Source organism: Zobellia uliginosa (genome assembly GCF_018860745.1).
Classification (GTDB): domain Bacteria; phylum Bacteroidota; class Bacteroidia; order Flavobacteriales; family Flavobacteriaceae; genus Zobellia; species Zobellia uliginosa_B.
On the sequence record NZ_JAHKPY010000006.1, the window covers coordinates 86,861 to 100,489 of the forward strand.

Here is a 13,629-nt window from a genome sequence, read left to right on the forward strand (position 1 = left end):
CAAAAGTTACTTTCTAGCCCTTAACATCTCTCTCTTTCCTGGAGGGCCAGGTAAACGTTCTACCTCAAAACCAACGGCGATCATGGCTCTCCTAACACTCCCTTTTGCTGCATATGTAACCAGAACACCATGCTTTTTCATAGCGTGGTACATTTTAGCGAAGATTTCTTCGGTCCACAACTCGGGTTGCACTCTTGCACCGAACGCATCAAAATAAACAAGGTCAAAAATATTTTCATCGGTTATATCAGCAAACAATTTCTGTTCTTTATTGAGAATAAAATTTTCAGAAATCAAAATATCACTCTCCCATGGGGATACATGCATTTTTTCTAAATCTTTTTGAAATTCCTCAGCTTTCAATTCAGAAATATAATCAAGTTGTTGTATTTCTTCTACCGAGACCGGGTAGGCTTCTACACCTGTATATCTAACTTCCGTATTGTTTTTTTTAGATTCGATATAGGTGATTACAGCGTTGAGGCCAGTACCAAAACCAATTTCAAGGACATTTACTTTCTTTCCAAAAAAGAGGGAAAGCCCATGTTTAATAAAAACGTGATATGCTTCTTGCACAGCACCATGCTTAGAATGGTACTGCTCATCCCATTCAGAAATCTGAATGGTCTTAGACCCATCTCCCGTAGTAATTATCTTTCTCTCCAAACTAGTTGTTTTCTATCAAAACTCCATCCGCTTCAAAACCAAAGGTTTTCTTAGGTTCCTTAATTTCATCAATTTTAGATTGACATTCACCCCCATCCTTTGCATAATGTTTTTGGTCTTCAACACTCATTGCCTCTACATATGCATAACCGTTTACAACAACATCTTTTCCGGCAATATCACTTGGCATAAAAAAACCATAATCCTTAAAACGGACCATTGTCTCTTGCCCATTGTTCAACTGCAATTTCATCCAACAGCCTTTTACCTTGCAGACCTCTGTTACTTTAGCCTTGAATTTTGTGCGGAGCGTATCATTAGTCTGCATTTTATTAAACCTATCGTCCATTTGGGCATCACTTAGTACATTACCTAAATCTAAGTTTGCACCAATAGTACTATAGGTAACACCATCATAGGTTACCTTTTCCGCTTCTTGCCCTCTACAGGTCAATACCACCGTAAATACCGCAAGTAAAATGTTAAATAGACGCATTTCCAATAAAAATTTAATGAGTACTACAAAACTGGTCATTTTTCAACGAAAAAAGAAGAACAGGTAAGGATAAATCATTATTTTTAATCCTTTAATTCAAAAAGTTATGAACTCGACCATGCAAAAAATCAGCATTGAAAAGGTAAAAGAATCAAAGATTGAACAAGTTGACTTCAACAATCTCGCTTTTGGGAGTGTTTTTACCGATCATATGCTGGTCTGCGATTATAAAAATGGTGCTTGGGAAACCCCAAAAATAATCCCCTACCAACCTATTAGTCTTGACCCTTCAGCTAAAATCTTTCACTATGGACAATCTATTTTTGAAGGAATGAAAGCTTATAAGGATACCGATGAAAAGGTTTGGCTTTTTAGACCATTGGAAAACCACAAGCGGTTTAACATATCTGCTAAACGTATGTCTATTCCAGAAATCCCTGAGGAATTTTTCATGGAGGGACTAAAGACATTATTAGAGCTGGAAAACAAATGGATTCCTCAAACAGAAGGTAGCTCTATGTATATAAGACCTTTTATGTTTGCATCGGGAAATGGCTTTCATGCTTCTCCTGCGGATGCCTATAAATTTATTATTTGCCTTGCACCATCCGGTTCTTATTTTTCGGGCAAGGTGAAGGTCCTTATTGAAGAAAAATATTCTCGTTCTGCTAATGGCGGTGTGGGTTATGCCAAAACGGGCGGTAACTATGCCGGTCAATTCTACCCTACGCAATTGGCAGTTGCAAAAGGCTACAACCAAGTTATTTGGACGGATGACAATGCCCACGAATATATTGAAGAAGCCGGCGCCATGAATATCTTTGTACGTATTAACGACACTTTAATTACAGGACCTACCAGTGATCGTATATTAGACGGAATTACTCGTAAGAGTATATTGGAGCTAGCCGAGAAAAAAGGTATAAGAACCGAAGTTCGGAAAATTACAGTTACCGAAGTTGTTACAGCCGCTAAAAATGGAAGTTTAAAAGAAATGTTCGGAGCGGGAACCGCTGCTGTTGTTTCCCCAATTTCTGCATTTGGCTACAGAGATGTAGATTATAATTTACCAGAACTTAAAGATAGTTACGCCTCTCAAATAAAGAAAGATATTACCGATATTCAATACAACCGAGCCGAAGACCCTTTTGGCTGGCGAGTCAGTTTGTAAAAACATATCATTTTACATCCTACATAATGAGGATACAAAAAAACGGACGCTAAAGCATGGCGTCCGTTTTTTATGTTTTAGAAGACTTATTTACTCCTCTAAAATTTTAGAAATATTAGGTTTAAAATAGTTGGGTCCTTTTAAGACCTTGCCATCCTCACGATAGATGGGGTTTCCGTCCTCACCCAACTTACTCATATTACTACGCTGTATTTCGTTAAAAACTTCTTCTATTTTATATTGCATGCCATGTTCAAGTATGGTACCACATAATATATATAGCATATCTCCCAAGGCATCTGCAACCTCCACCAAGTCATCATTCTTTGCAGCTTCTAAATACTCATTATTCTCTTCATCCATTAAATTAAAACGGAGCATATTCTTGGTCTCACCCAAATCTGCACGCATGGTTTGCGAAACACCTTGCCCAAAAGAAGTATGAAAAAGCGCTACTGCCCTTAATTTGTTTTTCATCTATAGTTGTATTGATTTAAAAATAGTTTCTGCCAATAATAGCGTAATTTTGCCGAAAAATAAAGAATATGTTCACCACCGGACAAATCATTTTTGCAGTGATTTTTGCTATCAGTTTTATCTGTGTCATCTTTTTATCTTATAAAAAAGACAAAAAACTACATGCAAAGAACTACAAAGGTGTGAAATGGGTAGGGCTTTTATTCATATGTTTCGTAATAATCCTCCTCTTCATTAAGCATTTTCTTAAAAATTAAGACAATATTCATAGTTTCGATAAAAGTGTCGTTTTACACGACCAAAAGTCATTTTTCTCCGTATAACATAACAAATAGCGTAATTTTGCGTTAACTATTCCAAAGGGGCAATAAAATGATGACATTTTTTACTATACTTTTAATACTTATCGGAGCAAACGCTCTGTTTATGGTATTCAGTCTGAGCGGAATTTCCAACGATGGCAAAAAATCCGAAGGTAATGTACCTAAGTCTACATCACCTAAAGTTTACCCTCTAAACAATATTTCCTCTAAATTTAAAAAAGCGGTTTAAAAAGTTAGTGCTCAAAGCGCATTTCATCTGATAAATTATTTCCGTAATTTGCGCCGATGAAACAATTGTTACTCGTTTTCTTTGGAGGTGGCATAGGCAGCATACTTCGCTATCTAGTTTCAAAATTACTCAATTCCCATTTTCAGCATTTTTTTTTAGGTACATTTTTAGTGAATATCATAGGTTGTCTATTAATTGGTCTTGTTTTAGGGCTTTCTCTTAAAACCAATTATTTATCCCCCAACCAAACACTTTTATTAGCAACGGGTTTTTGCGGTGGCTTCACTACTTTTTCTACGTTTGCATTTGAAAAACATTCGCTTTTGACTTCTGGCGAATTATTGCACTTCTCTATTTATCTTATTGCCAGTATTGTAGTTGGTATTGCAGCAGTATCCTTTGGATTATGGATATCCAAAATGTTATGATATAAATTTTTATAACAGTCCAACCCTAAATTTGTTAAAAATATAAAATTTTAAGGCTTCAACTTAAGATAATCTAACCTTATGGCATTTTTTTGCCCTTTTTTTCAATTTTCCTCCACTTTTTGCAGATTTAAATCAACGAAAATGCATTTTTGAGTAATTTTTATTAGATACCCCAAAAAATATAGGGGGTAATATTCCTATAAACATAAAAATAAGTCATTAGACCCCAAAATTTTAAGGGTGTTAATTATTTTAACATACATTTGTTTCTCTAATTAATACAATTATTATGAAACAAATCGAGGCAATTATTAGAAAATCGAAGTTTGATGACGTCAAAAAAGCGTTACATCAAATAGAGGTTAACTTCTTCAGTTACTGGGATGTAACCGGAGTTGGAAATGAAAAACAAGGTCATGTCTATAGAGGAATTTCCTATAGTACTAGTGACATTCAAAGAAGATACCTATCTATAGTGGTATCTGACGAATTTGTACAGCGCACAGTTGATACCATTTTGGAAACAGCTTACACTGGCAATGTTGGAGATGGAAAAATATTTGTTTCCGAAGTTTTAGAGGCATATAGAATTCGCACGAAAGAAAGCGGGCAATCCGGAATCAACTAAAAATTACCAATAACTAAACTTTATAGAAAATGGACGCAGGATTATTTACAGCAAATAACGTTTGGATGATGGTGGCTACCGCTCTGGTATTCTTCATGCATACCGGATTCTCCTTTTTGGAAATAGGTCTAACCAGACAAAAAAATACAATTAACATCTTATTTAAGAACATCTTTATTATTACAGGTGGGCTTTTACTCTATTACGCATGGGGATTTAACATGATGTACCCTGGTTTTGAAGAAGGATCTTCAGGAATTTTCGGTTTTGCCGGTTTCGGTATAGCGGCTCCGGAAGGCGGAATGACACCAGACTACGCAGATGGCGGTTACACATGGTGGACAGACTTCTTGTTTCAAGGTATGTTCGCAGCAACAGCAGCTACTATCGTTTCTGGAGCAGTTGCAGAACGTATTAAAATTGGTGCCTTTATGATTTTCACCGTTATTTACGTAGGACTTGTTTATCCTATAGTAGGCGCTTGGAAATGGGGTGGCGGTTTCTTGGATTCATGGGGTTTCTATGATTTCGCAGGTTCTACATTAGTTCACTCTGTAGGAGGTTGGGCAGCATTGGTTGCTATCTTCTTATTAGGGTCACGTATTGGTAAATTTGATGAAAACGGTAAGCCAAAAGCAATACCGGGCCATAGTATACCAATGGCAACCGCAGGTGTGCTTATCCTATGGCTAGGATGGTTTGGATTTAACGGTGGTTCTGTACTATCCGCTGATCCGGAATTAACCTCTCTAGTATTGGTAACTACTAGCTTAGCAGCAGCAGCGGGTGGGTTTGGATCTATGATCTTATCAACTATACTTTACAAGAACTTAGATTTAACTATGTTCTTAAACGGTATTCTTGGTGGTCTAGTTGGTATTACCGCAGGTGCAGATTTAATGTCTCCCAATGAAGCCGTAGTTATCGGTTTCCTAGCAGGTCTGTTAATTGTTCTTGCTGTTTCTCTAGTAGATAAATTGAAATTAGATGATCCAGTTGGTGCCGTTGCAGTACACCTTGTATGTGGTATCTGGGGAACTTTGGCAGTTGGTCTTTTTGGAGCAAAAGCTGGTGGTGGCCAATTTATGGTTCAGCTATACGGTGTATTGATCATAGGTGCCTTCTGCGTAATTTGTACATTCATTATCCTAGGTGCCTTAAAAGCTACTATGGGACTTAGAGTAAGCAAAGAAGAAGAGATCGAAGGTCTTGACATTCACGAACATGGTATGGATGCTTATCCAGATTTCATAAACGACTAAGTATATTAATTAGAAACGGAGCGTTTTGCAGAACGCTCCGTTATTTACCACTTTCAAAATCTTAATAGATTTCAATTCAATCATTCCAAAACAGGGATAACTAAATAAAATTATAATGAAAGCGATTACAAATACAAAATACGTAAAAAATCTATTTTTCCTAGCGGTACTACTTTTCTCTGCAACAATTGTTGTTGCTCAAGAAGAAGAGGAAGAAGAGTCTAAACCTAAGTTTTCTTTTAGCGGTTCTGTTGATGCGTATTACCGAGCAAATTTAAATGCTCCTAACGGAGTAGATGCCCAGGCTCCAGGAAGTTCATTCGCTAACTTACCAGGATTTGCTTTGGGTATGGCCAATGTTATTGGTGCTTACGAAGGCGAAAAAGTAGGTTTTGTGGCTGATTTAGTTTTCGGTCCAAGAGGAACGGATGCTATTTTTGCTTCTCCAATGTATTCTTCTACCGGAAACATCGTTAACCAATTGTATGCTTACTGGAATGTAAGTGATGCCGTAACCTTAACTTTTGGTAACTTCAATACTTTCTTAGGTTATGAAGTAATCTCACCGGTTGCCAACTTTAACTACAGTACATCTTACCTGTTCTCATATGGTCCGTTTTCACATACCGGTTTAAAAGCTGATTTTGCTTTATCTGATGATTTCAGCTTAATGCTAGCGGTAATGAACCCAACTGATCTTACAGAGTTCAACCCAACAGGCCAGTACGCTTGGGGAGCTCAATTAGGCTACAGCGGTCAATACTTGAACCTTTTAATTGATAACGGTTCTTACGAAGTAGATTTCACAGGTGGTTTTGACCTTTCGGATACTTTCTTCCTAGGTCTTAACGCTGCTTATTTTGATGGTGACGAAGATGACGGTGTTGGTAGCTTTGCAGGTCTTGCAGTTTACCCACAGTTAGCTACTTCCGATACTTTCTCAATAGGTCTAAGAGGTGAATATTTTGCTGAAACTGATTTCTTTGGAGCAGTTGGAGGAACCGATGCAGATGGAGATGCGAGCGTATTTGCTGTTACTTTAACAGGAAGCGCTACTATTGGTGATTTGATCATCAAACCTGAATTAAGATTAGACAGCGCTTCAGAAGAAGTATTCATTGACAATGATGGAAACCCAATTGGAGGTCTTTCTTCTTTTGTGTTGGCTGCGGTCTACTCTTTCTAAAAAAAGAATTATAATGGTTAAGTGTTTATAATTTAAGTTAAGCTAATTCAAATAAAGACCTCAACGTTTAATCGTTGGGGTCTTTAGCTTTTTATAGGTTTAAAAGCTTTAACCCCAGCAAGTATTTCCGTATCCAAATTATTAACACTTGGTACAATAGGACACGAAAACTTTTTATTGTAAGCACAGTATGGATTATACGCTTTGTTAAAATCTATAATTATAGTTTCACCAGCGGGAATGGTTAAATCTATATACCTGCCGCCTGTATACGTTTGCACACCATTAGTATTGTCGGTAAAAGGCAGAAATAAATAATCTCTATATTTTTCCTGCAGCATCAATTCTTTGTTTTGGTACACTTCTAATTGCCTGTTCTTTCCGTTAAGCGTGAAATGAGCAATACCATAAACCGTTTCCTCAGATTCATCCCCAGTTGTACTTGGCATCATAAATGGCAGTGCCTCGGGCGTACGAACAAATTTAGCAGTTACTACATAAGTGGTGTCCGGAGCAAAGAAATCCAATGTCTCAAAGTTCTTTCGGTAACGATCTGGCAAAGGTGATGTCTCAGGATTTTTAAATTCTTCGTTCTTTTCCTTTTGATAGTTCAAAATAGCCTGCAAGGCACCTGTTTCAAGAACAACTTCTTGCTTTTCCGGTGCATCATGATACTTCTTGTCTGTCTTACAGCTTAAAACCGTTAGGCAAAGAATTAAAACAATAATTCGCATAAAATTTAATTTTACCACAAAAATACAATATAAAGTTATTAACCTATTCGAACCAATTGTACATTGCAACTCAAAATATTGTAAATGAACAGAATTTTCCCATTATTGCTTCTTATAGTCACTATTTTCTCCTGCAATACTCCAAAAGAAGAGACTAAGACCATCGCGCATTTAAAAAGGGTATTACCAGAAATTTCACCTGACAGATATAACGTAGCCTTCCTTATCATGGACGGCACCTTCAATACCGAACTAACAGCTCCCTTCGATATTTTTCAGCATACCAAATTCAGAAAAAACATCAAGGCCATGAATACTTTTACCGTGGCAAATACATTGGAGCCTATAACCACTTTTGAAGGTATGCGCCTATTGCCTGATTTTGATTATACCAAAGACGACCTACCTCCCATAGATATTTTAGTAATACCCAGTGCAGAACACCATTTAGATACAGATTTAAAGGATACTGTTATGCTAGACTTTGTCCGAAAAGTTGATAGCACAGCACTATTTATGACCAGCCACTGCGATGGTGCTTTTGTGTTGGCCAAAGCCGATGTGCTTAAAGGAAAATCCTCTACCACATTTCCTAGCGACATTGATACCTATAAAAAAATGTTCCCCGATTTAAAAGTAGCGGATAGTGTTCTTTTTGTTCACGATGGAAAATATATTACTTCGGCAGGAGGCGCCAAAAGTTTTGAAGCCGCCCTATATCTATGCGAGCATTTATACGGAAAAGAAGTGACCGATGCTCTGGCAAAAGGTTTAGTTATAGATTGGAACTTAAAAAAAATCCCACACCTAATTATAAAATAACCCTTTCTACTCTTCAATTATGGTGTAGCGAGCATCTTTCAAATACTTTTCAACCAACTCATTAAACTCCGGTGTAATGCGTAATAAAGCCGTATTTTCTAATGCGTAAAGTTCGTTGCGGTTAGTATATCCTTTTTTGAGAAGTTCCTCCAAATAAAAAAGTGCCGTTCCGTAATCATCTGTTTTAGCCGTATAGGATATGATTTTCAGATAACTATCAAAATTATCGGGTTCTATAATCGTCTTCAACATCCATAAAAAATTCAGGGCCTCACTATCAATTGGGGTTTCTGCACTTAACACATCTACATTATCGGAAACCAATGCCTTTACATAACCCTCCAAACGTTTGCCCATTTTTTGCTGAAGGACCTCAGGGCTTTTTTGGAATTTCTGAAGTTCTTCCATCTGGTACTTCCACCATCCCAAATTATTATAATTGTAAGTTATAATATCCTCCTCTAAATAATAATTATACTCCTCCTTAATTAAACTTTCTTTTAAATTTAGTGAATTCTGAGTTCTATTTTGCTCTCTAAATAATCGGCTTTTCCTCAAAGTTTTTCTACTTGTTTTTATAGAGTCCAAAGACATATAAGGCTGATAAATTTCGGACATCTCTGCCAACCAACTATCTGCCAACAAAGGTTTGCTTTCCGTATACAACCTATTTACCTTGACAAAATCCTCTTTATAACTTGCATCTACATATGCCGTATCTTTTGGCACATGACCTTTAGCCATGGCAGATAGGGTCAAAAGTTTTAATGCCGAACTAAGTTCTTTCGTTTTTGGCCATTCACGACCTCCATCAAAAACCAACAATTGGTTGGGAAATTTTAATCTATTTAACAATTTCTCTATCGTAAGCATCTCTGGATATGTAAAATCCTCATCGCCCACAATTCCAACATAATGAAATGGATTCCTACTGGTAAGTACCCCTATATTCGCTACCGAAGCACCACAGGCAACTACTCCTTCTACCTCTTTTATAAAAGTAGGAATCAAAGTTGAAAACCTACCACCGCTAGAAAAACCACTTGTATATATACCATGATTTCTTATTGGTAACATATTTGCTACCGTACTGAACATTCTACTGGTAATCAAAACATTCTTGGAAATAGACAAAGTATCACTAATGCTATTGGAAGCAGCAAGTATATAACCCTGCTCTTCTGCAGCTGCCCTATACATAGATAAAGCCTGCCTACCTCTACCGTCCATGTCAAAAACAAAAATTACAGGCCAAGCTTTTGAAACATCAAATTTCTTAGGCAAGTACAATGAAAATGTTTCGGGAACCGTATCATTAACCACAAGAGAATCTATAATCACACCTTTCTTTAGCGTGATATTATTTTGGGCCAACCCAACAAAAACGGTACAAAAGGCCAACAACAGTAGTGTTTTTTTCATAAAAATTAAATCATCAAAAATCTAGCCAAAAGCCGAACCTATAGGATTTTTGCTCACTGCGCATATCGCAACTACAGTACAAGATTAGATTACTCCCCTATTTTACCTATTTCTACGCCTTCTGAGTAAGCCACTTTAATATCATGTTTACTAAAGGCTCTTTTAATATACTTATTTGCATTGAAGGTAACTTCCCAAAAATCATCCGGCAGAACATACGGTCTAACGATCAATTGTACATTATGAGAATCAAAATCTAAGATTCCTATTTCCGTTTCCGGTTCTTGGAGTATTTTTGGAACCTCTTTTAAAGCTTCCCTTAAGACCTCTTTAACTCTGGGAAAACTTTCCTCGTATGGCATTGTCACTTCCAACTCCAGTCTAATCATTCCTTTTTCGGAATAATTGGTCACTACAGATTCTGTAATCATGGAATTAGGGATGATTAATATTTTGTTTCCAGGAGTAAGCACATCTGTACTGAAAATACCTATTTCAACCACTCTACCGAACTTATCTTCTACCTGAATCCAATCTGATACTTTAAACGGTTTTAGGGTAAGAATAAGAATACCCGAAGCAAAATTCCCTAAGCTTCCTTGCAAAGCCATACCCACTGCAAAGGCAGCTGCAGCCAATATTGCGAATAGACCTGTTAAATCTGCCCCAAGCACGGTTGCAATAACAAAAAGCACCGTACCTTTTAAAAGCACACCAACTATAGATGATAAAAAAGGACGTAAGGTTTCAGAAAAACCGGTCTTTTCCAAAGCTTTCCCAACAAGCTCAACTATTTTTTTGACAAGCTTAAAGCCAATCCACAAAATGAGACCTGCTAAGAAAATTCGCGGTACATAAAAAATTACCTTATCCGTGGCTATCTGAGCGTACTCATTAATTTTGTCCAAATCCATGAATTAAAATTAATAATTAGAGTCCACTCTCCTACAGAAAGTTCATTTTTTTATTCATTTAATATTAAAAACCTTGAAAAAACAACTATTAGAAGGATGTTTGGTGATGCTCAACACAAGAATCCGTATTATTATCTTTTAAGTGAAAAATGGCTTTTAAATTCTTTCCGTTCTCCATCTTTAGTATACTCCACCTTAAACCAATAGTCATTTGAAGGAACGTTCTTCCCGTTGAAAGTGCCGTCCCAACCATTGTTTCCATTAAATTGATACATAAGCATGCCATATTGATTGTAGATACTTACATCCGGGTCTTCCATCTCCGGAAAACCAACTATTGTCCATGTTTCATGCATACCATCTCCGTTAGGCGTAAAAAACCTAGGATAATCTACAACAGTAAATTCTTCTGATAACACGCTACAATTGTGTATATCGGTAACATATGCAATGTGCTCTCCAGCGCTTAAGTTTTCAAATCTATTTTCCGAAGTAAAATCCGTATTGTCTATACTGTATAGGTAGCTACCTTCACCTTCTGCAATAATATCTACCGTATTATTATCCGTAAAAGGATCCGACACGAAATTTACTTCAAACACCTCTGGTTGAGGAGAGGTAATTACAACAGTGGATAAAGGAAATTCACAACCCAATCCCCTATTATTAAGAACAACCACGTAAACCCCTTCTTGACTTGCTGTATAAGATGCATCTGATGCACCAACGATTAAATTTTCTTGTGAGACACTTTCTTTGTACCAAGTAAAACCATACTCTGCGTTAGAAAGTCCGGTATTTAAAATTGGCAGTGGATCTATCGTTTCCCCATTTACATCTAGGCAAAGAATATATTCCTCTTCCAAATCAGATTGAAAATCCAACCCTAGCAACTGAGCCTCAAAAGAGGTAAGCTCAAAACAACTATTACCAGAAGATATCCTACAGAAAATAGTCTGAGAAGCGGTAGTTAATTCAAAAGATTCAGGGCTTTCAATAGGATTTACAAAAGCTTCCGCGTCTTCCTTTGCCAAGTAATAAGTTACTTGATAAATAGTTGCGTCCTGCTCACCCAATACTAATTTATCGTTCAAGGTGAGATCAATAACCTCACTAGCATTCCCATCTACATCACAGAAAATAAGGTTTTCTGGCTCTGTTGCGATAACTGGTATTGGAATAAATTCCGCTTTCAAAGTTCCGCTGGCCACACAAGATTCCGAAAAAACCAACTCCACCCTGTATTCACCGCTATCCGTGACATCTACTACAGGCGTTCCGGACCATTCGGTAATTTCAGTATTGTCTTTAAACCATACATAATCCGTTACACCTTCTACTGTAGCATCCAAGGTTATAATCTCATCTATACAAGCAGGATTACCACCGGCTACAGTTCTATCTTCCCCTAAATTATATCCTAATGAGAAGCTTCCCGCTTCTAAAAAAACTGCCGAATCTACCTGGGAGTCCCTATTATCCGCAATAACCAACTTAATAGTGTAAGAGTTATTTGGCACCACTACGGATTCTGCAATCATGCTGACAGTCTGACCATGAAAGGATATTGCAGAATTTTCGCCATTGATCTTATCAAAATAAGAAAGATTACGAGGAGCACATTCTCCATCTACCCCTGCCCTAATAGTAGTTACACTAACCGGAAGTTTATTATTTGGAATTACTGCAAGGTTCGTAGAAACACCTTCTGAATCTGTCAAAATAAAAGCGAAAACATCCCCAAAAGTACATTGATAGTTTTCTTGATATTCTTCTGATGCAAATAAAAAGTTGAAACTGATGCGATTGGTATGGGGAACAAAATCAAATTGAATATAGGACGCGTTGAAAAGAATATCCGATCCTGTTATGGTTTTCAAATCAGCATCCCCTAACCACTTATCACTTCCTGAATTATGAATATCATCATTGGGACCTTCAGCAAGCTTAGCCTGCCCAGTACTCAGGACAATACCTTCTTCATAGGCAAAGCCAGACCCATTAGATTCGAAATAACCTATACCATTCAATCCTTCCGAACTGCCCGTCTGCGCTTCATAATTACTAGTCTCTGCGCAATTACTATTGATCAATACATCATTAACCAAATCCTCTACGGAATAATTGGTAACATCAACGCGTATCTGGGCCATAAGACCATTAAACGATAGTAGCAGTAGTAAAAAACTTAATGTTTTCATTTTCAATAGCGTGCTTTAAGAAAGCTTGAAGAGTTAAATATAAGAAACTCTTTACAAGTTAACCGTACTTATTTTGAAATATCAGGATAAAGAAATCCAGAAACCAAACAAGCCCATTTTAAAATGGGTTCTTACCAATTGGTGCGCTAGACACCACATTAGATAATATGATATGAGTCCTAGTCTCCCCATACTGGATTAGCTTATCTATAAAGCGTTCCAGGTGAAATTGATCCTTGAGAACTACCTCCATTACAATATTCTCATTACCAGTTATACGATAGCAATTTACAACCTCTTTATACGTTTTTACAATCTCTAAAAATGGTTTGAGCTTACCCATAAAGGCCCGCAAAGTAATTATTGCTTTTAGATGATGACCAGTCTTGGCATGAGAAACCTTAGTATTATACCCTTCTATAATGCCTAGATCTTCCATCTTCTTTATACGCTCTGCAACTGCAGGGGCAGTAAGCCCAACATGTCTGCCCATATCAGCATAAGTTTCACGTGCATTTGCCTGAAGTCGATTGAGAATTTTCCAGTTTAAATCGTCTATATTCATTTTCGAGCCTAAATTTAATAAATAGCTTGTTATCTAAAGCTAATATAACAATATACTTTTAATTCTAAAGGTAAAACTTAGAATCTGGCCGTAACTTTATTA

General features: G+C 36.9%; 14 protein-coding genes. 6 read left to right on the forward strand and 8 right to left on the reverse strand.

All coding sequences use genetic code 11. From position 1 onward, the window contains the following. Positions 1 to 6: 6 nt before the first annotated feature. Together mnmD and KO521_RS10360 are read right to left on the reverse strand one after the other, a co-directional pair. Positions 7 to 666 carry a tRNA (5-methylaminomethyl-2-thiouridine)(34)-methyltransferase MnmD gene (mnmD, locus tag KO521_RS10355; protein ID WP_215939851.1) on the reverse strand — a complete coding sequence of 220 codons (660 nt, stop codon included), beginning with the start codon at positions 664 to 666 and terminating at the stop codon, positions 7 to 9. Position 667: 1 nt separating this feature from the next. Next, positions 668 to 1,201 carry a DUF4920 domain-containing protein gene (locus KO521_RS10360; RefSeq protein WP_252730004.1) on the reverse strand — a complete coding sequence of 178 codons (534 nt, stop codon included), beginning with the start codon at positions 1,199 to 1,201 and terminating at the stop codon, positions 668 to 670. 67 nt (positions 1,202 to 1,268) lie between these two features. Here KO521_RS10360 and KO521_RS10365 point away from each other — a divergent pair, with 67 nt between their 5' ends. Beyond that, positions 1,269 to 2,333 carry a branched-chain amino acid aminotransferase gene (locus tag KO521_RS10365; protein ID WP_215939852.1) on the forward strand — a complete coding sequence of 355 codons (1,065 nt, stop codon included), beginning with the start codon at positions 1,269 to 1,271 and terminating at the stop codon, positions 2,331 to 2,333. A 90-nt stretch (positions 2,334 to 2,423) separates the two neighbouring features. Here the strand turns inward: KO521_RS10365 and KO521_RS10370 are convergent, their stop codons facing one another. Then, the gene (locus KO521_RS10370) at positions 2,424 to 2,810 is read right to left on the reverse strand and encodes a nucleoside triphosphate pyrophosphohydrolase family protein (RefSeq protein ID WP_215939853.1); all 387 of its coding nucleotides are present in this window, start codon (positions 2,808 to 2,810) and stop codon (positions 2,424 to 2,426) included. Positions 2,811 to 3,418: 608 nt separating this feature from the next. Between KO521_RS10370 and crcB the strand changes: the two genes are divergently transcribed. The 4 genes from crcB (at position 3,419) to KO521_RS10390 (ending at position 6,869) form a co-directional block, all read left to right on the forward strand. Next, the gene (gene crcB, locus KO521_RS10375; protein ID WP_215939854.1) at positions 3,419 to 3,790 is read left to right on the forward strand and encodes a fluoride efflux transporter CrcB; all 372 of its coding nucleotides are present in this window, start codon (positions 3,419 to 3,421) and stop codon (positions 3,788 to 3,790) included. 292 nt (positions 3,791 to 4,082) lie between these two features. Next, a complete protein-coding gene (locus KO521_RS10380; protein ID WP_215939855.1) occupies positions 4,083 to 4,421 on the forward strand; it encodes a P-II family nitrogen regulator in 339 nt (112 codons plus the stop codon). A 29-nt stretch (positions 4,422 to 4,450) separates the two neighbouring features. Then, a complete protein-coding gene (locus tag KO521_RS10385; RefSeq protein ID WP_215939856.1) occupies positions 4,451 to 5,683 on the forward strand; it encodes an ammonium transporter in 1,233 nt (410 codons plus the stop codon). Between the two features lie 115 nt (positions 5,684 to 5,798). Next, positions 5,799 to 6,869, forward strand: a complete 1,071-nt coding sequence (locus KO521_RS10390; RefSeq protein WP_215939857.1) for a porin — start codon at positions 5,799 to 5,801, stop codon at positions 6,867 to 6,869. An 83-nt stretch (positions 6,870 to 6,952) separates the two neighbouring features. Here KO521_RS10390 and KO521_RS10395 read toward each other — a convergent pair whose 3' ends face one another. Next, a complete protein-coding gene (locus KO521_RS10395) occupies positions 6,953 to 7,603 on the reverse strand; it encodes a DUF1684 domain-containing protein (protein WP_215939858.1) in 651 nt (216 codons plus the stop codon). A gap of 84 nt (positions 7,604 to 7,687) precedes the next feature. Between KO521_RS10395 and KO521_RS10400 the strand changes: the two genes are divergently transcribed. Further along, a complete protein-coding gene (locus KO521_RS10400) occupies positions 7,688 to 8,425 on the forward strand; it encodes a DJ-1/PfpI family protein (protein ID WP_215939859.1) in 738 nt (245 codons plus the stop codon). Between the two features lie 6 nt (positions 8,426 to 8,431). Here the strand turns inward: KO521_RS10400 and KO521_RS10405 are convergent, their stop codons facing one another. The 4 genes from KO521_RS10405 to KO521_RS10420 all read right to left on the reverse strand — a co-directional run bounded on the left by KO521_RS10405 (position 8,432) and on the right by KO521_RS10420 (position 13,527). After that, the gene (locus tag KO521_RS10405) at positions 8,432 to 9,847 is read right to left on the reverse strand and encodes an alpha/beta hydrolase (RefSeq protein WP_215939860.1); all 1,416 of its coding nucleotides are present in this window, start codon (positions 9,845 to 9,847) and stop codon (positions 8,432 to 8,434) included. An 89-nt stretch (positions 9,848 to 9,936) separates the two neighbouring features. After that, the gene (locus KO521_RS10410) at positions 9,937 to 10,761 is read right to left on the reverse strand and encodes a mechanosensitive ion channel family protein (protein WP_215939861.1); all 825 of its coding nucleotides are present in this window, start codon (positions 10,759 to 10,761) and stop codon (positions 9,937 to 9,939) included. A gap of 131 nt (positions 10,762 to 10,892) precedes the next feature. Continuing rightward, on the reverse strand, positions 10,893 to 12,962 hold the full coding sequence (locus tag KO521_RS10415) for a T9SS type B sorting domain-containing protein (protein WP_215939862.1): 2,070 nt from the start codon (positions 12,960 to 12,962) through the stop codon (positions 10,893 to 10,895). A gap of 118 nt (positions 12,963 to 13,080) precedes the next feature. After that, on the reverse strand, positions 13,081 to 13,527 hold the full coding sequence (locus KO521_RS10420; RefSeq protein WP_215939863.1) for an Lrp/AsnC family transcriptional regulator: 447 nt from the start codon (positions 13,525 to 13,527) through the stop codon (positions 13,081 to 13,083). Positions 13,528 to 13,629: the final 102 nt, after the last annotated feature.

Excerpts from the sequence above, each read along its gene's own strand:
- KO521_RS10405 (WP_215939860.1), bottom strand. The coding sequence starts at position 9,847 with ATGAAAAAAACACTACTGTTGTTGGCCTTTTGTACCGTTTTTGTTGGG.
- KO521_RS10410 (WP_215939861.1), bottom strand. The coding sequence starts at position 10,761 with ATGGATTTGGACAAAATTAATGAGTACGCTCAGATAGCCACGGATAAG.
- KO521_RS10400 (WP_215939859.1), top strand. The coding sequence starts at position 7,688 with ATGAACAGAATTTTCCCATTATTGCTTCTTATAGTCACTATTTTCTCC.
- KO521_RS10390 (WP_215939857.1), top strand. The coding sequence starts at position 5,799 with ATGAAAGCGATTACAAATACAAAATACGTAAAAAATCTATTTTTCCTA.
- KO521_RS10365 (WP_215939852.1), top strand. The coding sequence starts at position 1,269 with ATGAACTCGACCATGCAAAAAATCAGCATTGAAAAGGTAAAAGAATCA.
- KO521_RS10395 (WP_215939858.1), bottom strand. The coding sequence starts at position 7,603 with ATGCGAATTATTGTTTTAATTCTTTGCCTAACGGTTTTAAGCTGTAAG.
- KO521_RS10370 (WP_215939853.1), bottom strand. The coding sequence starts at position 2,810 with ATGAAAAACAAATTAAGGGCAGTAGCGCTTTTTCATACTTCTTTTGGG.
- KO521_RS10380 (WP_215939855.1), top strand. The coding sequence starts at position 4,083 with ATGAAACAAATCGAGGCAATTATTAGAAAATCGAAGTTTGATGACGTC.
- KO521_RS10360 (WP_252730004.1), bottom strand. The coding sequence starts at position 1,201 with ATGACCAGTTTTGTAGTACTCATTAAATTTTTATTGGAAATGCGTCTA.
- KO521_RS10385 (WP_215939856.1), top strand. The coding sequence starts at position 4,451 with ATGGACGCAGGATTATTTACAGCAAATAACGTTTGGATGATGGTGGCT.
- KO521_RS10420 (WP_215939863.1), bottom strand. The coding sequence starts at position 13,527 with ATGAATATAGACGATTTAAACTGGAAAATTCTCAATCGACTTCAGGCA.
- KO521_RS10415 (WP_215939862.1), bottom strand. The coding sequence starts at position 12,962 with ATGAAAACATTAAGTTTTTTACTACTGCTACTATCGTTTAATGGTCTT.
- crcB (WP_215939854.1), top strand. The coding sequence starts at position 3,419 with ATGAAACAATTGTTACTCGTTTTCTTTGGAGGTGGCATAGGCAGCATA.